The organism is Nocardia pseudovaccinii NBRC 100343, from assembly GCF_001613225.1.
GTDB lineage: Bacteria > Actinomycetota > Actinomycetes > Mycobacteriales > Mycobacteriaceae > Nocardia > Nocardia pseudovaccinii.
Genome location: NZ_BDBY01000090.1, coordinates 1 through 21,696, shown reverse-complemented (window position 1 = coordinate 21,696; position 21,696 = coordinate 1). Strand labels below are relative to the sequence as shown.

The window sequence follows — 21,696 nt, the reverse complement described above, 5'->3', positions numbered from 1 at the left end:
ACGGCCCGAGCACCCCGCGAAGGTCTGGATAACGATCCGCTGGCGCGTGTGCATTCCGCTATACATTCCGTGGATACGGAAATATGCTGCCGATTGTGTCGAATCTGCGGATCAGTGAGGTTGCTGCGTTGATGGGTGTCAGCGATGACACCGTCCGGCGGTATATCGATCAGGGCCGACTCAACGCGATTCAGTTGGACAACGGGCGCAAGGGTGTGAGCGGCCGCGAGCTGGCGGAATTTCTGCGGGCCAACGCGGAGGCCCCGGAGCCGGGTGCCACGGTGGCGGTCTCGGCGCGGAATCGGATGCGCGGGATCGTGACACGCATCGTGAAGGACACGGTGATGGCTCAGGTCGAAATGCAGGCCGGGCCGTTCCGATTGGTGTCGCTGCTGAGTCGCGATTCGGTCGACGAACTCGGCCTGGAGGTCGGCAGCGTCGCGGTCGCGTCGGTCAAGTCCACCCATGTTGTTGTAGAAATCCCGGAAAGTTGATGAGGATGAGGATGATTCGCTCGCTGAGCGCGGTTGCGCTGACCGGAGCTGTCGCGTTGACATTGGCCGGTTGTGGATCGGACAAGTCGTCCGATCCGGCCCCCACCGACAAGATCTCCGGAACGGTGACGGTATTCGCGGCCGCATCGTTGACCGAGACGTTCACCGAGTTGGGCAAGCAGTTCGAGGCCGCCCACCCCGGCGTCAAGGTTGTCTACAGCTTCGGTGCGAGTTCGGCGCTGGCCGAGCAGATCAAGCAGGGCGCCCCGGTCGATGTGTTCGCCTCGGCGGCGCCGAAGAATATGCAGCAGGTCGTCGACGCGGGCGATATCAAGGCCACACCGGTGACGTTTGTGCGCAACCGCCTCGAAATCGCGGTCCCAAAGGGCAATCCCGGCCACATCACCGGTCTCGCCGACTTCGGCAAGTCCGAACCCAAGATCGCGCTGTGTGCCGAGCAGGTGCCCTGTGGTGCCGCCGCGAAGAGCGTGTTCGAGGTCGCCGGTGTGAACCCGCAGCCCGACACCCGTGAGGCCGACGTGAAAGCGGTACTGACGAAGGTCACCCTCGGTGAGGTGGATGCGGCGCTCGTCTACCGCACCGATGTCAAGGCCGCCGGTGACAAAGTGGAGGGCATCGACTTCCCCGAGGCGGACAAGGCGATCAACGACTACCCGGTAGCGCCGCTGGCCAAGGCTCCCAACTCCGCGGCCGCGGTGGCGTTCGTCGATTTCGTCCGGTCCGACCAAGCGCGCACGGTGTTCACCAAGGCGGGATTCGACAACCCGTGATCCGAACGTCGGCGCGACGGCGGGCAGTGCGCGGGCGGCGACCGCTCGTTCTCGTGCTGCCCGCCGTGTGCGGTTTGGCGTTCTTGTTGTTGCCGCTGGCCGGGCTGCTGCTGCGCGCGCCTTGGCGTGGTCTGCCCGACCGGTTGTTCAGCGCCGAAGTCGGCCAGGCGCTGCGTCTTTCGCTGGTGTGCGCGAGCTCGGCGACTGTCGTCTGCCTTGTTTTCGGGATTCCCTTGGCGTGGCTGCTCGCTCGCGGTGAAATCCCCGGACTCGGGTTCGTGCGGGCGCTGGTGACGGTCCCGCTCGTGCTGCCGCCGGTGGTCGGCGGTGTCGCGCTGCTGCTGGTATTGGGCAGGCGCGGGATCATCGGCCGTCACTTGTATGAATGGTTCGGTGTCTCACTGCCTTTCACCACCGCCGGGGTCGTCGTCGCCGAGGCGTTCGTGGCGATGCCGTTTCTGGTGATTTCCGTCGAGGGTGCTTTGCGGGGAGCCGACCCACGCTACGAAGAAGCCGCTGCCACCCTGGGTGCGTCGCGTTGGCTGACTTTCCGGCGGGTCACCTTGCCCTCGGTCCTGCCGGGTGTGATCGCGGGTGCGGTGTTGTGCTGGGCCCGTGCACTCGGTGAGTTCGGCGCCACGATCACCTTCGCGGGCAACTTCCCGGGTAAGACGACGACCATGCCGTTGGCGGTCTATCTCGCATTGGAAACCGATCCCGAGGACGCGATCGTGCTCAGCTTGGTGCTGCTCACCGTGTCGGTGGTCGTACTGGCCGCGTTGCGCGACCGGTGGACGCGAGGAGCGCTATGACCCTCGACGCCGAAATACGCATCACCCGCGACAAATTCGAACTCGACATCGCCGTCACCGTGGCGCCGGGTGAAGTGGTCGCACTGCTGGGCCCCAACGGTGCGGGCAAAACCACCGCGCTGCGGGCGCTGGCCGGACTCACCCCACTCACCGGTGGCAGCATTCGTCTCGACGAAAACACATGGGACGCACCGCCGAAGCTGTTCACCCCGGCCGAGCGGCGCGCGATCGGCGTCGTATTCCAGGACTACCTGCTGTTCGCGCACATGTCCGCCCAGGACAATGTCGCCTTCGGACTGCGCGCCCGCGGGCACCACCGCCGGGCCGCTCGCGACCGCGCGAAGTACTGGCTCGAGCGAGTGGGCCTCGTCGAGCACCTGCACGCCAAACCGCGTGCGCTGTCGGGCGGCCAAGCTCAACGTGTCGCGCTGGCCCGAGCGCTGGCCACCGATCCGCGACTGCTGCTGCTGGATGAACCGTTGGCGGCACTCGACGCCAGCACCCGTTTGCAGGTTCGCTCCGACCTCGCCCACCATCTCGCCGACTACACCGGACACACCGTGCTGGTCACCCATGACCCGCTTGACGCCATGGTGCTGGCCGATCGCCTCGTCATCGTCGAAAACGGCTGCATCATCCAGGAAGGCCCGCCCGGCGAGGTCGCCCGCAGACCACGCTCGGACTATGTCGCAAACCTGGTGGGCCTCAACCTCTATCGCGGCAAAGCCCACGGCAACGCGATCGATCTCTACGACGGCGGCACACTTACTGTCGCCGAACCTGCGCAGGGCGCTGTACATGTCGCGTTCCCGCCGAGCGCGGTGAGCCTGCACCTCGAACAACCAACGGGCAGCCCGCGAAACACCTGGCCAGTCACCGTGGTCGGGCTCGAACAGCACGCCAACACCACCCGGGTTCGCCTCGATGGCAGCCCAGCCGTGCTCGCCGACGTCACCCCCGCGACCGTCGCCGATTTGCGTCTTCAGATCGGAGCGCCCATGTGGGCCGCGGTCAAGGCCACCGAAATCCACACCTACCCGGCGTGATCCAGGTCAGTAGAGATCTTTGGACAGTACCGGCCAGGATTGCTTCAGGTCGTCCTGCCAATAGCCCCAGGTGTGGGTGCCGGTGGGGGGCAGGTCGAAGGTCGCCGGAATCCCCAACTGGTTCAACCGATTCTGGAGGTTGTGCGAGCAGGCGCTCATCGCCGCCTCGATGATGCCGCCGACGACGACGTGGTTGGCCACGCTGATCGGGTTGTACTTGTCGTCGCCCATGATGAACGGGTCGCCGGGAGCGTCGTGCGCGCCGGGCAGACCGCCGCCCGCCGCAACCCAGAGGTTCGTTCCGCGCAGCTTGTCCGCGTGCAGGACCGGATCGTTCGCTTGCCAGAGCGGATTGTCGGCGGGGCCCCACATATTGTCCGGGTTACCGCCGCCCCACGTTTCGACCGTGGTCTGCACGAACTTCTGGCCGACCGGATCGCTGGTCTGCGCACAGCCGCTGTAGGCGCCGACATTCTTGAACAGGCCGGGCTTGGTGATCGCCAGCATCAGCACCGATGTCCCCGCCATCGAGTAGCCCGCGATCGAGTTCTTGCCATTGGTGCCGAGCGCCGCATCGATGATCGGAGGCAGTTCCTCGGTGTAGAAGGTCTGCCATTTGTTCACGCCGAGTACCGGATCGGCCGCGCGCCAGTCCGCGAAGTAGCTCCACCGGCCGCCGATCAGCTCGACGACATTGATGTTCTTGTCGCCGAGGAATTGCTTGGCGTCGGTCTTCTGGTCCCATGAGGCGTTACCGTCGACGCCACCACCGCCGCCGTTGACCAGATACAGCGTCGGGCGCGGGACCGAGTTGTCCGCGGGCAGATCCACCAGGACCGGGAACGTCCGATCCATGGCCGTGGAGTGGACCTCGAGCTGCAGCTTGCGGTCGCCGAGGGTCTCTACTTTCTCGATGTAGGAACCGTCCGGTGCCTTGGCCGAGCTGTTGATCGGTGCGGCCGAGGCCGCAGGCGCCACCAGGCTCACTCCCGTGCCGACGACCGTCACAGCGGCGGCCGCCGCAGCGAGAACTCTGAATCGCATACCGCGTCTCTCCTGAAAATCGCATCCGCGCAACGTTCAAGCCCGTTTAGGTAGTCCACCGAATGGGCAATCGTTACTACCGTAGATCGAATCGGAAGCCGGATGCGGCCGGAAGCCCCCAGTCCTGGGGGTTGCTGAGCGGTGCGGTCGAGAGTTGCATCACCTTCGCCAGAAGAAGTGATGCACCACACCGCTCGGGCTCGGGATCTGCTCCAGATGGAAACGGTCGACGAGTTCGTCGGGGCTGGTCCACAGCCTTTCGCCGCGACCGATTTCGACTGGTGCGACGACGATGTGCATGTTGTCGATGAGATCGGCGTCGAGGAATTCCCGGACTGTGGCGACACCACCGCCGATTCGCACATCCTTGCCCTCGGCGGCGTCGAATGCCCGCGCCAGTGCGTCTTTCGGAGACGCGTCGAGGAAGTGGAATGTGGTTTCCCCCAGGGTGATCGAGGGGCGCACATGATGGGTGAGGACGAAAACCGGTGTGTGGAACGGGGGTTCGTCGCCCCACCAGCCTTGCCAGTCGTAGTTCTCCCATGGACCCCGCTGCGGACCGAATTTGTTGCGCCCCATGATCTCGGCGCCGATGTTGTTGGTGAAGTCGCGGGTGCAGTAGTCGTCGAGGCCGTAGGTGCCGCCGGGGTCGGTTCGGTTGGGCCAGTGGGCGGTGGCGCCTGCCCAGAACATGAGCGCGCTCGGATCGGCGTGGCCGAATGGGCGCTCGCGGGTTTGGCCCTCCCCGGCGCCATAGCCATCGCTGGAGACGGTGAAGTTCTGAACTCGAACCAGCTGTGTCATCGGAATCCCTTCTGATTGCAATGTGCAATCAGTTGGGAATTTACCTGAACTGATCCCGTTGTGCAACCAGTTGCGGGCCGACTCGCGACGATTCGGAGGCCGAACTCCGTACCAACCGCCTGTTGGGCTGCTTGCCGAACTGACCGCTGTCTATCGCATGAGCACTTGCCGGGCGCGATCTCCGCATTCCGGTCGGGTCGAACAGTTCCGGCTGGTCACGCGCGGACGTCATCGGCCATGTCGGCCCACTGTGCGAGTGCTTTGTACAGCCAGTAGAGAGCAGCTCCGGCGGTGGTGGTTCCGGTGATCTCGCCGGTGAGTTTCCAGTAGCGATGGATGTGCGGGTCGTTGTCGGGTGCGTTGCCGAGGAGCCGGTGTCGCAGACGTGGAGTGTCGCGGTCGCGCCGGGCGGTGGCGTGCGCGTCGATGAACCGGTCGAGTTCTGGGCCCGGATGTGGTTGTGTGCCGAGCGAGTCCACGGCCGCGCATGCTTCGGCGACACCGGTGACCAGTGCGAGTTTGTCGTGGATTCGGGTCGGGTTCGTCCGCCAGAGCTGCCGTGACATCGCGGCGGTGCTTGCGGGATCGGTGATGTGGGTGGTGAGTTCGGCGAATGCGACGATGTGCTCAGGGGTTGGATCGGCGGGTAGCCGCGGGACGTTCATCTCGATGAATCCGTCGAACAGTGCCGGTGGGATCGGGGCGAGCAGTGCCCGCCAGAACGTCACCAGATTGTCGTGTGCGCGGTCCCGATCCTGTACGGACGCAAGCAGTTCCAATCGTCGGGCGCGTTCGGCGGGTGGCGCGTCCTCGACCGCGCGTAGCGATGCACGCCGCCAGGAAAGCACGCCGAGTTCGGTGTCGAGTGCGGCGCGTTCCGCGGCGATCGCATCGGCGATCGACTGGCTGCCGGTGAGAACCTCGATGATCGCCGACAGGCTCAGGCCGAGCGTTCGGAGCCGACGCACCAGCAGCACCTGATCGACCGTGGTCGCCGGATCGAACAACCGGTGGCCGCCCCCGCTGCGCCGTGACTCCAGTACCCCGTTGTCGCAGTAGAAGCGGAGCGTGCGGACCGGTACCCCGGTGACTCGCGACAGCTCCCCGATACTCACGAGACCGTCGCGGTGTGTGTTCTCGGTCACATTCGCTGGAACCTCCACCTCGGTGGAGTTCCTACCCTACTGGAACACCCACCGGGACAAGGAGATACGCGGATGGCCGAGGACACCATGATGAGCACCGACCAGATCTGGCGGGCAGTCGCCACCGAGCGAGCCAGTCTCGTCGAGCTATTGGAGCCGCTGTCGGAAGCCGACTGGGACCATCCTTCACTGTGCGATGGCTGGCGGGTACGCGACGTCGTCGCGCACGTCGTGCTGTCGGCCCGGGCCTCGATCGGCTGGATCCTGATCAATGTGATCCGCGCCCGCGGCAGCCTGGACCGGGCGATCCGCGATACCGCCATTCGTCACGCGGACCACATCCCGACCCAGCAGCTGCTCGGCGAGTTGCGCGACAGCATCGACGCACGGGTCACGGCGGTCGGCACCACACCGGCCGATCGCCTGATGGACCTGCTGGTGCACGGCCAAGACATCGCGGTCCCACTCGGCATCACCCGCGAAATGGCGGTCGCCGCCGCGCGAGCGGCCATCCACCGAATCTGGACAATGGGCGCCCCATTCCACGCCCGCAAGAAATTCACCGGCTACCGCCTCGCCGCAACCGACACCGACTGGGCCGCAGGCGACGGATCCACCATCACCGGCCCGGTCGCCGCCCTGCTCCTGATCGTGACCGGTCGCCAGCACGCATGGGACCAGCTCACCGGTGCCGGAGCAACGCTGTTCTCGCAACGTGACCGACGGTAATGCTCTTAATAGCGGTTCACCTCGACGCGGCCGTCGCTCGGGCACCATTCGATTTCGCCGTGCTCGAATGTGTTCGACATCGAGCCCGAGCACAAAGCGCCTTTCGGCCGCGTATCGCTCGTCGGGTAGCCGAGCCAACCGCGCTCATATCCCAGGCGTGCCCACTCGTCGCGGACGCCGCTCCAGACACCTTGTCCCAAGGTTTGTGGGGTCCAATAGATCGAACCGTTCTGGAAGGCGTTGAAAAAGCCGCGGCCATCGGGTGTCCCCGTTTCATCGGTGAGTGGAGCCCCGAGCGCTCCGTTTTCGAGGCCGAGCGAGTGGTAATGCGCATAGATACCGCCGTGGACTTCGTGAGCGCCGGTCGCCCCGTTCCAGTAGACACGACCGTTGGCGAATTCCTGGTATACCCAACTCGGAATATCGGCATTGTTCGAATCTCCACGCGGAACGCCAAGGACACCGATTTGCCCGTAACGTTGTGTGAACTTTTCGCAGATGCTGCCGAAGACGTGGTACACCGGCTGTGGCTGGTAATCCCCGCCGGGATCTGGCCGAAACTCGTAGTAGTAATGATCACACAGTCCCGGGTCGACTGCGAAGACGCTCTGCAACCACATGAGGTCGATATTTCCGAAATCGTATTTTTCGCACCATTGCCCACATTGTGTGCGCGTGTACGGTTTGGGCACCGGAAGCAGGACTCCTGGTCCGGGCGCGGATGGATCAAGGTCTTGATTCGTCCCTTTTTCGTTCCAGGCGGGTCTGGTGGTCGGTACGCCTGCGATACCCTCGGTGTAACCATTCCACGTGTTGTAGATGACGCCGACTACGCCGGGATTTCCATCGCCCTGATGGCCCTTGATCTCGCTCTGCACGTTCAGCCAGTCCAGGGCTCGTTCGGATTCGTCACCGATGATCACACCTTTCCCCGGCGGGTTGAGCGCTGCGGGGTTGTCGACGAGGTGGCCGTCGTAGCCGCGGTCCAAATCCAAGAAGGTCGGCACACCTTTTGCGGCCCAACCTTTGATGAAATTCTTCTTGTAACGCATTACCTTCTGGTATTCCTCTGGGAATGCGTTGCAGTCGACCATGCCGCCGTCGCTCGCTCGTGGACTGCAGAACGCGGCGATGCCATCCAATTCTGATATGAAGGGCACTATCGCAAGGAGGGATTCGGAGGTGCTCAGATCTGCCACCTGGACGTCTTCGCCGTTGCGGCGGGTGAGACTGTACTCTGACCGGCCTCGTACTATCGGGTCCAGGGTAAAGCCGATCTTGACCGTCGTTTTGGCCTCGACTTCGCGCGCGAGAGTATCGAGTGCGGTGATGAATTTTGAATCGTCGAGCGGAGCAATGTGCTTGGACCCGGCGCCGGGCAGATTGATTGCGTAGCGTGGCGTGCCGGTGCGGTCGAACATCTGCGCCCAGTGTGCCATCTTATTTCTGGACTTGATGATATTCACCAAACCCGCGACGTGGTCGATTGCGACCTCGAGGTTCACCGGGTTCAACGCATCCGCTACATTGAACCGCAGTGGGCAACTTCCGTCGGGATGACGGATATCCCAGATTTCCTCCATCGACGGAACGATTTTCATAGGAGGCTGGGCATTTTCCTGATCCAAAACGTCCCAAAGTCCCATGAAGGCGTCGAGCGTGTAATCCATGAAATTCGGACCACAATCTTCATACCCTTTGTAGACTTCGAAGATCGTATTGGCGCCGACCTCTCGCATACGTGAAACCGTTGCGGTTCGCGCCGCGGGGTCGTCGGACCAATGGAAGTCGACCTGCGGGTTCAGCGGAGTTTGGGTGTAGAGATGCAGTGCCGCGGCCCTTGGGTTTCCGGGAAAGAAGTAGATCGCTTTTATCTGCCGAGCCGGACTTCCCGATAGTTTGCCCCAATCGCCGGAGGCGACTGTCAACGGTGCGCGCTGTGCACCCGCATCTGTTTGGGCTGCAGCATTATTCGCACCTACCGAACAGCAAACCGCGAGGAACAGCGCCAAGATCCGCCGCATTCCGCTCGCTCCGTCGGGCCGCCGCATTGTTATGAATCGAACCATCGCAGATCCACCTCGCTGAGATCCTTACAGCTCGTCTTTGGTGGGCGGCCCGCCTTCGTCACGAACCGGTCCAGGGGGATCGCCCTCGTCGCGAACCGGTGCCGATCGTGAAATCAATTGCCTTGCGCCGCTGGAGAACTTGTCGACCAGCTCCGTGGTGACGGTCACCTCGAGCGGTCCGATCGGGCGGATCGCATCGGCGTTCCGCTCGATGTGAACGTGTACGGCGGGAGGGACTTCGGGATTGTTCATGATGGGCATCGGCTGGCTCCTGAGTGCGGTGACGGGCTGTGGTGACCGGCCTGTCGACACTGCCTCGACAGGCGCACAAGCGTCCAGGCGATAGTCCACTGGGCGAACCGGTTCAGCGGGCGTCGACCGCGCTCAGGTAAACGCGAAATTTTCTTGCTGGGAATTGACTGGCAATGTCGCGAGAGGTTGCCGAGAGTATCGCGCAGCTGATTGCGGACGCCCTTGGGCCGCAGTAGTTTTCGATTGCTGATCGTTGCTCTACGAAAGGTCGAACCGATGATTCTGCTTTCCCTTTTGGGCATGACCGGAAGTGCCGCTGCCGCATGGGCCACCGGAAGTGCCGCGATGGGTCTGGCAAATAGCGGCATTCCGCAGTGAGCCATAGGAATCGGGCGGGACGGCCGTGGACGCCGTCCCGCCCGATTCCTATTGCGCGGTGGAGCGGAAGCCGCGCAAGCGCAGACTGTTGCTGACCACGAAGACCGAGGAGAACGCCATCGCGGCGCCCGCGAGCATCGGGTTCAGCAGTCCGGCCATGGCCAGCGGAATCGCCGCGACGTTGTAGGCGAAAGCCCAGAACAGATTGCCCTTGATGGTGCCGAGGGTCCTGCGGGACAGCCGGATCGCATCGGCGGCCGCGCGCAAGTCACCGCGGACCAGGGTCAGGTCGCTGGCCTCGATGGCGACATCGGTTCCGGTGCCCATCGCCAGGCCGAGGTCGGCCTGGGCCAGGGCCGCGGCATCGTTGACGCCGTCGCCGACCATCGCCACCACCTTGCCCTCGGCCTGCAGCCGCTTGACGGCGTCGACCTTGTCGGCGGGCAGCACCTCCGCGATCACCTCATCGATACCGACCTGCGCCGCAATGGCTTTCGCCGCGGCGGCATTGTCGCCGGTCAGCATGATCGGGGTGAGACCGAGCGCCTTCAGCTGCGAGATCGCGTCGGCGGAAGTGGGTTTCACCGCATCCGCGACCACGAGCACGCCGCGTGCCCGACCGTCCCAACCCACCGCGACGGCGGTCCTGCCATCGGTTTCGGCAGTGTGCATGGCCTGCTCGAGGTCGCCGTCCAGGTGTTGCGACCAGTCCGCGAGCAGCCTTGCGCGCCCGACGATCACCGCATGGCCGTCCACCACACCCTGCACGCCGAGGCCCTCGATATTCGCGAAATCCTCGACCTGCCGCAGCACACCGACCTTGTCCCGGGCACCCTTGGCGATCGCCTGGGCGATCGGGTGCTCCGACGAATCCTCCAGCGCCCCGGCCAGCGCCAGCACCTCGGCGGTGTCCTCACCTTCGGCGGCAATGACATCCAGCAGGGTCATCTTGCCGGTGGTGACGGTGCCGGTCTTGTCGAGCACCACGGTATCCACCCGACGGGTCGACTCCAGCACCTCCGGACCCTTGATCAGAACGCCGAGCTGCGCACCGCGCCCGGTGCCGACCAGCAGTGCCGTCGGCGTGGCCAGCCCGAGGGCGCAGGGGCAGGCGATGATCAGAACCGCGACCGCGGCAGTAAAGGCCGCGGCGACCGAACCGCCGGTGCCCAACCAGAATCCGAGCGTCGCGACCGACAGTGCGATCACGATCGGCACGAAGATCCCGGAGATCCGGTCCGCCAACCGCTGCGCTTGCGCCTTACCGGTTTGCGCTTCCTCGACCAGTTTCGCCATCTGAGCCAGCTGGGTGTCGGCGCCGATGCGATTGGCACGCACCACGATCCGGCCGCCGACATTGACCGTCGCGCCGACCACCGCATCCTCGGGAGCGACCTCCACCGGCACCGATTCGCCGGTGAGCATCGAGGCGTCGACCGCCGAGGAACCCTCGACGACCACGCCGTCGGTGGCGATCTTCTCACCGGGCCGCACCACGAACGTGTCGCCAACGCTCAACTGCTCGACCGGAATTCGCTGCTCCACTGCGTTTGCCCACCCCGCCGACTCCGTCGGCTGCCGTCCCCCTGTACCGCGCAGCACCGAGACTTCCTTCGCGCCCAGCTCGAGCAGCGCCCGCAGCGCCGCCCCGGCCCGCCGCTTCGAGCGCGCCTCGAAGTAGCGTCCGGCCAGGATGAAGGTGGTGACGCCCGCCGCGGCCTCCAGGTAGATGCTGCCGGTGCCGTCCATCCGCGCGATGGTCAACTCGAACGGATGCTTCATGCCGGGCATCCCGGCCGTGCCCCAGAACAGCGCATACAGCGACCAGCCGAACGCCGCGAGCGTGCCCATCGAGACCAGGGTGTCCATGGTGGCGGTGCCATGCCGCAGGTTGGCCAACGCGGCGCGGTGGAAGGGTAGTGCGCCCCACACCACGACCGGCGCGGCCAGCGTCAGCGAAAGCCACTGCCAGTTGTCGACCTGGAGTGCGGGCACCATCGCCAGCGCGATGACCGGAACCGTCAGCACCAGCGAAACCAGCAGCCGGGTCCGCAGCGCCGCCGTCGGATCCTCTTCCGTGGCCGTTTCCCCGGGCTCCTCGATTGGCAGTGCGGCGGTATAACCGGCCTGTTCCACGGTGGCGATCAACTGCTCCGGTGAGATATCACCGCTGAAGTCGACCCGCGCCTTCTCCGTCGCATAGTTGACCGTCGCGGTGACGCCGTCGAGCCTGTTCAGCTTCTTCTCGATGCGATTGGCGCAGGACGCGCAGGTCATGCCACCGATCACCAATTCGACCTGTCCGGCGGATGGTTGTGTCGCGGTGGTCATCGTGTGCTCCGTTCTGTGCGACTCAGGGTAGTGATCAGTGGCCGTGTCCGGCAGGTTCGGCTGCCGGGATGGGCGCGGAACCGGCAACCGAGAGGGTGAATTCGGCGGTGCGAACCACGCCTTGGTGCTGGAAATCCAGGAAGAGTCGGTAGTCGCCCGTGCTCGGCGCATCGACGTAGAAGGTAATGCCTGGTCCGGCCGGGGTCATACCGTCGCCGGGGCTGCCCTCCGGATGGACGTGCAAATAGGCGAGATCGGCGGCGCGCAATGCCACGAGGTGACCATAGGCCCCCAGGTAGGGCTGCAGATCGGTGACCGGTTTGCCATTGCGGCTGACCGAGAGCACGACCTTCGAGGCCTGGCCCGGCGTGACCGTGCCGTTCAGCGCGACGGTGTACTCGCCGACCTGCGCGGTAGTCGACGGCGCGGGCAGTGCCTGCGCGTCGTAGTTGCCCGCGACCCGAAGATCGGCGCCGAGCGTCAGATTCTTACCGCCATCGGGTGTGAAGTCGGCGAAGACCCGGTAGTCACCGGCGCGGGTGAGATCCAGCGGGACGCTCCAGGCTCCGGCCTGGTCGAGTACCGGATGCACGTGCTGGAAGGCGGCCATATCGCGGCGGACCACGATGAGGTGCAGATCCTTGTCGTGGCTGCGCACGTAGCTGGTGACGGGTGCGCCGTCGCGGTTCAGGATGCGAAACCGCAGCGGAACATTCGCCGCCGCGGTGGTCTGCGCGGTGTCCAAGCGCAGGGTGTAGCCGTTTTCGCTGGCCATGAGTCCGGCGGGCAGCTCCTCGGACTCGCTCATAGCCTCGCGCCCCTTCGCGTCGTGCGCGGACTCGGTGGGTTCCGGCCCGAGCGTGGCACCGACGGCCAGTGCGATCCCGAAGACCGCCGCGAGACCGAGGGTGAAGCCGGTGAACTTGCTTGCTGCGTTCATCAGGGGCTCCGTTCGGATCATTCGGCGGACCGTCCGTCGAACTCGGCTCTACCATACCCCCCTAGGGTACATTGTCAAGCTGGTACGGGGTGCGGGTATGCAGACGAGAGCCCGGCGCGGTACTGGACCGGGCCGGGCTCTCGTCTGCGATGCTCAGGCTTCGGGGCGGTAAGTGACCAGCGCCACCGCGGGCGCCGAAACCACCTGTACCTCGGCCGACTCCGCGATCTTGATGTGCAGGAATCCGCCCTCGATCGACACCTTCACGTCATCGATCGTCCGAACCGGCCGTCCATCCCGGTCGAGCAGTGAATACCCATCGACCAGGGCGACTTTGGTGGCGTTACGCCATTTCGCGTTCATCGTGTTGCCTTTCGTGGGTTCGGCGGGAGGGAAGTCCAGCTCCGGCTGGGCGACGTGATTGAAGTAGTTCGACAGCACATTCAGTGCGATATGACCGACCACCTCGCTCAACTCGGCATCGCTCACGCCACGCTCGCGGGCCGAGTCGATGACGTGATCGTCGACCCGGCCGCGCGATCGCAGCACCTCGCGCGCGACCTGCAGTACCGCATCCGCATGCGGATCATCGGCATGCGCCGCGCGGGTGGCCGCGATGGCCTCCTCGGTGAAACCCATCCGCCCCGCTCGCATGCTGTGCGCGGCTATGCAGTAGTCGCAACCGTTTTCGCTCGCGACCAGCAGGGCCAGCTGTTCGCGGATACGGGCCGAGAGCTTGCCGCGGGTGAGCGCGTCGCGCATGTTCAGGTATCCGCGCAGTGTCGCGGGGCTGTTCGCCATGGCGGCGTAGAGATTCGGAACCCGGCCCAGTTGGCGCTGCACCTCGGTGAGCAGGTCGGCCTGCTCGGCGTCGGCGATTTCGGTCGATACAAGCGGTAGCCGAGACATCGTGACTCCAAACTCGAACGTGATGGTACTGATCGGTACCGAATTGAACGGTACTGATCGGTGCCGAATGTATCAAGTCAGATGGTACCGATCGGTGCCGTCCTGGTATGGTGATGCCATGGCAACACAGGCCAAGCAGCGACTACTCACCACGGCCGAGGAACTTTTCTATGCCGAGGGCATCAGGGCGGTCGGCGTCGATCGCCTGCTGCAGGAGTCCGGCGTCGGCCGCGCCTCCTTCTATCGCCACTTCGCGAGCAAGGACGACCTGGTCGTCGCGGTACTCGAGGATCGGGATCGGCGCTGGCTGGCGTGGTTACGGGAATCCGTCGAAGCGAAGGCGAGCGACCCGGCGGACCGCCCGCTCGCCGTCTTCGACGCACTCTCGGAACGCTTCGCCCGCAACGACTTCCGCGGCTGCGCTTTCATCAACACCATGGTCGAGGTGGCCGACCCGGACTCGGCCGCCCATCGGGCCGCCGATCGGCACAAGCGACGCGTCATCGACTATCTCGGCGAGACCCTCACCGCCGCAGGCCGATCCGATGCCGAGGAGTTGGCCGCCGAATTCGCGTTGCTCGTCGACGGTGCGATAGTCACGGCCGTACGCGAGAACTCCCCGGCAGCGGCGAACCGTGCCGGGGCGATCGCGCGCCGCCTGCTCGCGGCGGACTGAGCCCGTCAGGCGGAATGGAGACGTCGGGCGGTGGGTGAGGCTTCGGTGGTCGCCGGGTCCGGATAGGTGCCGAGCAGACGGTCGGCGGTGCCGGAGGTCGTCACGGTGAACCAGTAGTGCTCGTTCTTGTAGTGGTGATGGCGATGGTTGCGCCAAACCGCCCGGTAGAGCGAGCCTTTCGGCTTGTAGTCGGTGTGGATCAGATAGTGGGTCCACTCGTAGCCGAGGCCGAGTGCGGTGATCATCAGCAGGAAGGTCAGGCCGAGGCCGAGCCGGGGGAAGGCCAGGGTCGCGATCGCGATCAGGACGACAACCAGTACCGAAAGCGTCTTGGTCGGGATGAAGATCAGCGGGATATTGCGCGGATCCACATGGTGCTCACGGTGTTTGCGGGCCAGTTCGCTATCGATCGGAAGCGGGCCGAGTTGCCTCGGCCGCCAATGCAATACCGTGACGTGCACGATCCATTCGAAGACCGGGAAGACCGCGAGCATGACGGCGGGTACCAGCGCATCGGTCGATTGCCAGTCGCCCACGATGATCCGGGCGACCAGCGCCGCGACCAGGGTGGTGCCGATCAGCCACGGCGAGGGGTGCCGGATGAATTCGCGGAAGGCGGCGGCGAGGGTGAGGCCGCGGCGCAGGGGTCGCTCGTCCTGACGCACACGCGCTGTGGCCGAATCCTTGCTGGATGATTGTGGTTTCGTCATGGTCTTTCCTTGGTGGAGCCAGTCGGTGCCGTCCATGCGGTGGCGACCGAGCGATATTCCGAACCGCCACGGTGATCCGGGATGTCGACTCCGGATCGCATATCGCCGTCAGCGTTCGATGTCTTCGGTGCCCTCCAATACTTCGATCAGGGCCGTAGTCGCCGGTTCGAGCAGCGCCCGAGCGGTACTCGAGGCCTGTTCCGGCGCACCGGCCTCGATGGCGGCGGCCAGGTTTCGATAGGCCTCGACATTGCCCACCTCGGCGGACATGATCGGGGCCAGCGCCGCGAGCGCGGGTTCGTAGGCGGCGCGCAACATGTTGAACATCAGCCGGAAGACGATGGAGTCGGCGGCGTCGACGACGTGATCCCAGAACTCCATCGCATGCCGCTGCTGTGCGATCGGATCCTGTTCGGCGGCAAGCGCTTCGACCGTACGATCCAGGGCGGCGCGCACGGTGGCCGACTCGGTTCTGCCGAGCCGGATCGCCGCGAGTTCGGCCACCTTCGGTCCGTTGTGCAGCCGCGCTTCCAGAATGCTGCGCGCGACCTTCGGTTCCAGCTCACCGGCCTGAACCAGCAGTCGCGGCAGCACCTCCAGCCCGGCCCCGCGCCGGTAGTCCAGCACGGTGGTGGCATCTCCCTGCCGGACCGCCACCAGTCCCGCGGCCGCCAACCGCTGCAGCGCCTCGCGCACCGCGGGCCGCGAAACTCCCAGTGCCTCCGCCAACTGCCGCTCACTGGGCAGCGTCGCGCCGGGCGCCAACTCCCCACTGAGCACATCCGCCGCGATCTGCTCGAATACATCGCCCGATACCGACCGCTTGACCACAGGTTGCAACGCCATACCCTCACTCTGCGCCTAAAAGGTCAGGAGGTCAAGTGGTCAGACCAATTGCATCTTGGGAGTGGTCGTGCTGATGCGCCGCTGCAACTCGACGAGTCGATGCGGTCCGCGATGGCGCGACACCGGTCAGGATCTGGAGCGAGGGCCGATGTCGGTCGGCCGCTGGTGCGGCCGTGGGCGATTCGGGATCAGCTGGGGTCGGAGCCGCGAATGGCGGCGAGCCAGATCGCGGTGGCGGCGGCAACCGAGGTGGCGGCGAGAAAGGCGATGAAGCCACCCGCGGCGACGTAGATCCACATAAGGGCTGCGAAAGGCGCGGCGACGGTGGATTGGGCGTCGAGCAGGAGGCGGCGGCGGACCCGCGCGGAATCGGTGGCGAGAATTGCGGCGTCGGGATCGCGACGGGAGGGATTGTCGATCAGGCGGCCCGGCGGTTCGGAGGTCCGTGCCTTTCCGGATGGATAGAGGTGCAGCGTGGCGGTGTCGACGGAGGTGTCGGTCACATCGGCCTCGGTCGCCGTCATACCGAGCAGCGCTGGCTCGAAAAACACTGGCAACCAGCGAGTTCGATAGTTCTCGGTGATCTCGAGCCAGCTTCGGCTGACGAGCCGATGCTGCTGTCGCACCCGTTTGATCTCTACGGTTCGCAGGCCGTGGCCGCCTTCGGTTTCCCTGCCGCGGCCGGAATCCGCACTCCCGTCCGTTCCGAACTGTGAGCCGCCGTCGCTGCGAGCCGTATTCCCGCGCGGTGGGCCGATATCCGCCAAACCGTTCGTCAGATAGCCCAATGCCCTGGCGAGTTGAGAACCGGTATAGCCCAGAATTCCGAGCGCGACCGTCGCCAATGCCGCCACCTGGTCCAAATCGCCGAACGGCGCCCAGGCCAGGCAGACAACCAGGGCGCCGATCGTCACGCAGACCGGATAGGCCAGGGGGTGGCCCGGTCCGAATTTCACTTCAGGAAGCCGACTTTGGTGTAGTCGGGGGAGGCGAGGCCGAAGGCGCCGTAGTTGGCGAGGTTGTCGCGCACCGCGTAGGTGCCCGAGGCCTGCTGCAATGGCACCGAATAGCCTTCGGCGAAGATCATCTGATCGCATTTGTTGGCCAGCTCGATGGCCTTCGCCGGATCGAGTTCGGCAATGGTCTGCTCGATCAGCGCATTCAATTCCGGGGATCCGATGCGGGCCTTATTGCCCATCAGATTCGCCGGATCGTAGGCGTAGATCTGCGGCAGCGCGCCCAGTGGGAGAACGCTACCGCCCCAGCTGAACTGGGCGATATCGAAGTTGCCCGGATCGATCACATTCTTGAACAGACCGCTGCCGGGCACGGTCTGGATGGTCATCTTCACCCCGACCCGTGCCAGGTTCTGCTGCACGATCTGCGCGGTCTGCACCCAGGCTTCTTGCTGGTACATCACATCGCGCAATTCGAGTTTGCGGCCGTCCTTTTCGCGAACGTCGCCGTTGAGCTTCCAGCCGAGCGCGTCGAGCATCCGCGCCGCCTCGTCCGGATCGAAGGCGATGGGGGCCGAATTGTCCTGGTAGCCCTTCTGTCCCTTCATGTAGATGTGGTTGTTCAGCGGTGTCGGGTTGTCGACGACACCGTTCTGGGCGGCACTCACCAGCGCCTGCCGATCGATCGCCTTCGAAATGGCAATCCGCAGTTGCGGATCCGACAGCAACGCGCCGGGTGCGCCGTTGAAGGTCAGATGCGACCAGCTCGGCTCCGGTGTGCGCCGGATGACCACATTCTTCGAATTCCGGGCGCCGGTTACATTCTCGATCCCGGACATGTACGCGTAGTCGATCTCGTTGTTCTGGATACCTGGCAGCACTGCCGAGGAGTCGAGCACGCTCAGCGTGATGGTGTCCAGTTTCGGCGTATCGCCCCACCATTTCGGATTGCGTCCCAGGGTGATCCGGTTCTGCGCGCGATCGATGGAAGTGAGTACGAACGGCCCCGAACTGACCGGCAGACCATCGCGATCGACATTGCTGAATGCCTCCGGATTCGCGGTGACCGACTTGGGATACAGCGGCGAGAACTGTCCCTGCCATTCGGCGTACGGCTTGTCGAAGGTGACGATCGCCTGTCGATCGTCCACGCCGCGCTCGACCTTCCCGACTCGGTCGAATCCACTGGCCGACGAGATGAGGAAACCGGGATCCTTACCGCTGAGCGCGGCCGCCTCCGATCGCAGATCCTCCCAGGTGATCGGGCTGCCGTCGGACCATACGGCCTTCGGGTTGATCGTGTAGGTGACCTGCTGGGGGCTGGTATTCGTCAGCTTGATGTCGGTGAAGTAATTGTGGTCGACCGTCAGCTCACCCGCCGCATTGCTGACCCACGGTGACGGCAGGGTCGGATTGATAACGGAGGCAGTGCTTTCGGTATTGCCGTCGACGTGCAGATAGTTGAACGACTCCGGGAACGAGCTGAGCGCCAGCCGCAGATTGCCGCCGTCGCGCAGTTCGCTGCGATCCTTCGGATTGATGTCGTTGGTACTACCGATATCGACCGTGCCCGGGGTAATACTGTTGTCGGCGCATCCGGTCACGATCAAACCGAGCGCGACAACTGGAACTGCTACCGCGGTTGCGAATCTCATTTCTGGAACCCGACCTTGGTGTAATCGGCCGACGCGAGGCCGAAGGCGCCGTAATTGGCAAGTCCCTCGCGCACCGCCACGGTGCCCGCGGACTGCACGATCGGCAGCGAGAAGCCCTCGTCGAAGATCATCTTGTCGCATTCGTTCGCCAGCTCGATGGCCTTTTCGGGATCGAGTTCGGCGATCGTCCGCTCGATCAGCGCATTCAGTTCGGGCGAGCCGATCTTGCCCTTATTGCTCAACGTATTCGCCGGGTCGAAGGCGTAGATCTGCGGTAGCGCACCGAGCGGGAGGATGCCACCGCTCCAGGTGAACTGGACGATGTCGAAGTTGCCCGGGTCGACCACATCGGTGAAAAGTCCATTGCCCGGGTAGGTCTGGATGAGCAGCTTGACGCCGATCTTGGCCAGATTCTGCTGCGCGATCTGGGCCATCTGCACCCAGCTCTCCTGCTGGTACATCACATCGCGGATTTCCAGCTTGCGGCCGTCCTTTTCACGAACGTCGCCGTTGAGCTTCCACCCGAGATCATCGAGTTCTTTGGCGGCCTGCTCGGGGTTGTACGCCACCGATGCCGCATTATTCTGATAGCCCTTCTGGCCAACCATGAAAATGTGGTTGTCGAGTGGCTTCGGGTCGACCACGACGCCCTGCTGGGCCGAGGTCGCGATGGCCTGCCGATCGATACCCTTCGAAATGGCAACGCGCAGTTTGGGATCCGCGAGTATCGAGCCGGGCGCGCCATTGAAGGTGAAGTGCGAGAAGCGCAGCGCGGGCGCGCGACGCACCTTGATGCCGGGTGCGTTCGAGGCCGTCTTGACCTCATCGATGCCCGATACCGTCGCCGAATCCAGTTCGTTGTTCTGCAGTGCGTTCAGCCGGGCAGAGTAATCGAGCACGCTGTAGGTGACCGTATCCAGCTTCGGTGTATCACCCCACCACTTCGGATTGCGGCTCAATACGATGCGCTGCTGCGCCTTATCTATCGACGAAATCATGAACGGACCCGCCGAAACCGGCAGCCCATTGCGGTCGATGTCGTTGAAGGCCTGCGGGGTCGCGGTCGACGCCTTGGGATACAGGATGTCGAAATTGCCCTGCCATTCCGCATAGTGCTGGGCCATGGTGACGATTGCCTGCCGGTCGTCGGCACCGCGTTCGACCGTGCCGATCTGAGCGTAGCCCTGGGTTGCCTTCACCTGGAAGGCTGGATTGCGTCCGCTGAGCGCTTCGGCCTGGGATTTCAGATCTTCCCAGGTGATGGGCGTGCCGTCGGTCCAGACCGCCTTGGGGTTGATCGTGTAGACGATGGTCTGCGGATTCGTATTGGTGAGTTTGATCTCGGCGAAATAGTTGGTGTCGGTGGTGATATTGCCCGCAGCATCGGATTTGATCGAGCCCGGCAGCGCCCACCCGACCAGCTCGGAAACCTCACCGTCGGAGTCGACGTGCGATGCATTGAAGGTCGCCGGGAAGTTCGTCAGCGCCAGCCGCAGGTTCCCGCCGTCGCGCAGGTCGCCGACGTCCTTCGGATTGATGTCGTTGGCCGTGCCGATCGAGCTGGAACCCGCCGTCACGTCGTCGCCCGACCCGCACCCGGACAGAATCAGCGCGATGGCGACGGCGGGTGCCGCGATCCGAATTCCCACCCGGCGCTGCCGGGCGATGCGTGCTGTTGTCAATTCATGAATCCGATCTTGGTGTAGTCGTAGGACGCGAGGCCGGGGGAACCGATATTGGCGAGATTCGCGCGGACGCCGTAGCTGCCGTCGCTCTGCATCAGTGGCAGCGAATGACCCTCCTCGAACACCTTGCGATCCACCTCATTGGCCAGCTCGAGCGCCTTCGCGGGATCCAGTTCCGAGAGGGTGCGATCGATCAGGGCATTGAGCTCCGGCGAGCCGACGCGGGCGTAATTGCCCTGCAAATCGTTCGGGTCGTAGTAGTACGCCTGTCGAATACTGCTGAACGCGAACGCATCACCCGCCCAGATGAACTGGGCGGCGTCGAAATCGCCGGGCTGGATGACATCGGTGAAATACCCCGCGCCGGGCCTGGTGTCGATGGTCAGCCCCACGCCGATTTTCGCGAGGTTCTGCTGGATGATCTGGGCGATCTGCACCCAGGTCGGATCGTTGTACATGACATCGCGGATGACGAGCTTGCGCCCGTCCTTCTCGCGCACATCGCCGTTGAGCTTCCACCCCGCCTCGTCGAGTTCGCGTGCCGCGGCGGTCGGATCGAAGCCGAGGCTGTTGTCCTGATAGCCCGCCTGTCCCTGCAGGAAGATGTGATTGTTCAGCGGCTTCGGATTCTCGACCAGCCCGTTCTGAATCGCGGTGACGATCGCCTGCCGATCGATGGCCTTCGAAATGGCAACGCGCACCTTGGCATCGGACAGGATGGACCCCGGCGCGCCGTTGAAGGTGATGTGGCGCCAGCGATTACCCGGCGCGCGGCGCACCACCAGGCCGCCGGTATTGCGCACCGTCTGGACGTCGTCGACCGTGGTCAGCTGCACCAGGTCGAGTTCGTTGTTCTGCAGCGCCGTCGTCCAGGCCGAGTGATCGAGCACGCTGTAGGTGATGGTGTCGAGTTTGGGCCTTGCCCCCCACCATTTCGGATTGTGGCCCAGCACGATTCGACCCTGCGACCGGTCGGTGGAGACGACCTGGAATGGTCCGGCACTGGGTCCCATCGCATTGGCGAGGCTGTTGTTGAACGAATCCGGGTCGGCGGTAACGGATTTCGGGAACAGTGAGGCATTGCCCGCGAACTGGCCGCGCCATTCGGCGTAGGGGTGGCTGAAGGTCAGAACGGCCTGGCGGTCGTCGACGCCGCGCTCCACCTTGTCCACGAATTCGAAGCCGTTGGTGATGGCGATCAGGAATCGCTTGTCCTTACCGCTGAGCGCGTCGGCCTCGGATTTGATGTCTTCCCAGGTGATCGGATTGCCGTCGGACCAGACCGCCTGCGGATTGATCGTGTAGGTGACCTGCTGCGGGTCGGTGTTGGTCAGCGCGATATCGGTGAAATAGTCCTTGTCGACCGACAATTGGCCTGCGGCATCGGTATTGAACGAGCGCGGCATCAGCGGCCGTTCGATATT

The 21,696-nt window shown here is 64.4% G+C and carries 20 protein-coding genes; 6 read left to right on the top strand and 14 right to left on the bottom strand.

Translation table 11 applies throughout. The features are described from left to right. The first annotated feature begins 95 nt into the window (after positions 1-95). The 4 genes from NP3_RS09885 to NP3_RS09870 are packed head-to-tail and all read left to right on the top strand — an operon-like array spanning position 96 to position 3,143. A complete protein-coding gene (locus tag NP3_RS09885) occupies positions 96-494 on the top strand; it encodes a TOBE domain-containing protein (RefSeq protein ID WP_063039958.1) in 399 nt (132 codons plus the stop codon). Between the two features lie 11 nt (positions 495-505). Then, the gene (gene modA / locus NP3_RS09880) at positions 506-1,285 is read left to right on the top strand and encodes a molybdate ABC transporter substrate-binding protein (RefSeq protein WP_063039927.1); all 780 of its coding nucleotides are present in this window, start codon (positions 506-508) and stop codon (positions 1,283-1,285) included. Continuing rightward, complete coding sequence (gene modB / locus NP3_RS09875; protein ID WP_063039956.1) at positions 1,285-2,097, top strand: molybdate ABC transporter permease subunit; 813 nt, start codon at positions 1,285-1,287, stop codon at positions 2,095-2,097. Before modA ends, modB begins: the two co-directional genes overlap by 1 nt. Then, positions 2,094-3,143: an ABC transporter ATP-binding protein gene (locus tag NP3_RS09870; RefSeq protein WP_063039925.1), complete on the top strand. Its 1,050-nt coding sequence runs from the start codon at positions 2,094-2,096 to the stop codon at positions 3,141-3,143. Before modB ends, NP3_RS09870 begins: the two co-directional genes overlap by 4 nt. Before the next feature lie 6 nt (positions 3,144-3,149). On the opposite strand, the gene NP3_RS09865 is transcribed toward NP3_RS09870, so the two are convergent. The 3 genes from NP3_RS09865 to NP3_RS09855 form a co-directional block, all read right to left on the bottom strand. Continuing rightward, positions 3,150-4,187: an alpha/beta hydrolase gene (locus NP3_RS09865; RefSeq protein WP_063039923.1), complete on the bottom strand. Its 1,038-nt coding sequence runs from the start codon at positions 4,185-4,187 to the stop codon at positions 3,150-3,152. Positions 4,188-4,346: 159 nt separating this feature from the next. Beyond that, a complete protein-coding gene (locus NP3_RS09860) occupies positions 4,347-4,991 on the bottom strand; it encodes a dihydrofolate reductase family protein (protein WP_063039921.1) in 645 nt (214 codons plus the stop codon). Between the two features lie 215 nt (positions 4,992-5,206). Next, the gene (locus NP3_RS09855) at positions 5,207-6,136 is read right to left on the bottom strand and encodes a MerR family transcriptional regulator (RefSeq protein ID WP_063039954.1); all 930 of its coding nucleotides are present in this window, start codon (positions 6,134-6,136) and stop codon (positions 5,207-5,209) included. A 72-nt stretch (positions 6,137-6,208) separates the two neighbouring features. Between NP3_RS09855 and NP3_RS09850 the strand changes: the two genes are divergently transcribed. Further along, complete coding sequence (locus tag NP3_RS09850; protein WP_063039919.1) at positions 6,209-6,865, top strand: maleylpyruvate isomerase family mycothiol-dependent enzyme; 657 nt, start codon at positions 6,209-6,211, stop codon at positions 6,863-6,865. Positions 6,866-6,870: 5 nt separating this feature from the next. On the opposite strand, the gene NP3_RS46580 is transcribed toward NP3_RS09850, so the two are convergent. From NP3_RS46580 to NP3_RS09825, 5 genes are all read right to left on the bottom strand, one after another. After that, positions 6,871-8,889, bottom strand: coding sequence for a hypothetical protein (locus NP3_RS46580; protein ID WP_169814470.1), 2,019 nt, complete (start codon positions 8,887-8,889; stop codon positions 6,871-6,873). Positions 8,890-8,958: 69 nt separating this feature from the next. After that, the gene (locus NP3_RS09840) at positions 8,959-9,195 is read right to left on the bottom strand and encodes a hypothetical protein (protein WP_063039915.1); all 237 of its coding nucleotides are present in this window, start codon (positions 9,193-9,195) and stop codon (positions 8,959-8,961) included. Positions 9,196-9,612: 417 nt separating this feature from the next. Beyond that, positions 9,613-11,895, bottom strand: a complete 2,283-nt coding sequence (locus NP3_RS09835; RefSeq protein ID WP_063039913.1) for a heavy metal translocating P-type ATPase — start codon at positions 11,893-11,895, stop codon at positions 9,613-9,615. 34 nt (positions 11,896-11,929) lie between these two features. After that, the gene (locus NP3_RS09830; RefSeq protein ID WP_063039952.1) at positions 11,930-12,835 is read right to left on the bottom strand and encodes a DUF8832 domain-containing protein; all 906 of its coding nucleotides are present in this window, start codon (positions 12,833-12,835) and stop codon (positions 11,930-11,932) included. Between the two features lie 153 nt (positions 12,836-12,988). Beyond that, positions 12,989-13,744, bottom strand: coding sequence for a carboxymuconolactone decarboxylase family protein (locus tag NP3_RS09825; protein ID WP_063039911.1), 756 nt, complete (start codon positions 13,742-13,744; stop codon positions 12,989-12,991). A 118-nt stretch (positions 13,745-13,862) separates the two neighbouring features. Here NP3_RS09825 and NP3_RS09820 point away from each other — a divergent pair, with 118 nt between their 5' ends. After that, on the top strand, positions 13,863-14,420 hold the full coding sequence (locus tag NP3_RS09820; RefSeq protein ID WP_063039951.1) for a TetR/AcrR family transcriptional regulator: 558 nt from the start codon (positions 13,863-13,865) through the stop codon (positions 14,418-14,420). 5 nt (positions 14,421-14,425) lie between these two features. On the opposite strand, the gene NP3_RS09815 is transcribed toward NP3_RS09820, so the two are convergent. From NP3_RS09815 to NP3_RS09790, 6 genes are all read right to left on the bottom strand, one after another. Then, positions 14,426-15,130, bottom strand: a complete 705-nt coding sequence (locus NP3_RS09815; protein WP_084508403.1) for a sterol desaturase family protein — start codon at positions 15,128-15,130, stop codon at positions 14,426-14,428. Between the two features lie 108 nt (positions 15,131-15,238). Beyond that, positions 15,239-15,976, bottom strand: a complete 738-nt coding sequence (locus NP3_RS09810; protein ID WP_063039909.1) for a FadR/GntR family transcriptional regulator — start codon at positions 15,974-15,976, stop codon at positions 15,239-15,241. A gap of 188 nt (positions 15,977-16,164) precedes the next feature. Beyond that, the gene (locus tag NP3_RS09805; RefSeq protein ID WP_063039907.1) at positions 16,165-16,932 is read right to left on the bottom strand and encodes a hypothetical protein; all 768 of its coding nucleotides are present in this window, start codon (positions 16,930-16,932) and stop codon (positions 16,165-16,167) included. Continuing rightward, complete coding sequence (locus NP3_RS09800) at positions 16,929-18,587, bottom strand: ABC transporter family substrate-binding protein (RefSeq protein ID WP_063039905.1); 1,659 nt, start codon at positions 18,585-18,587, stop codon at positions 16,929-16,931. The genes NP3_RS09805 and NP3_RS09800 overlap by 4 nt, the downstream gene beginning before the upstream one ends. After that, complete coding sequence (locus NP3_RS09795) at positions 18,584-20,269, bottom strand: ABC transporter family substrate-binding protein (RefSeq protein ID WP_245720874.1); 1,686 nt, start codon at positions 20,267-20,269, stop codon at positions 18,584-18,586. Before NP3_RS09795 ends, NP3_RS09800 begins: the two co-directional genes overlap by 4 nt. After that, the coding region (locus NP3_RS09790; protein ID WP_063039901.1) for an ABC transporter family substrate-binding protein at positions 20,266-21,696 on the bottom strand (1,431 nt) is incomplete at its 5' end. The genes NP3_RS09795 and NP3_RS09790, both read right to left, overlap by 4 nt.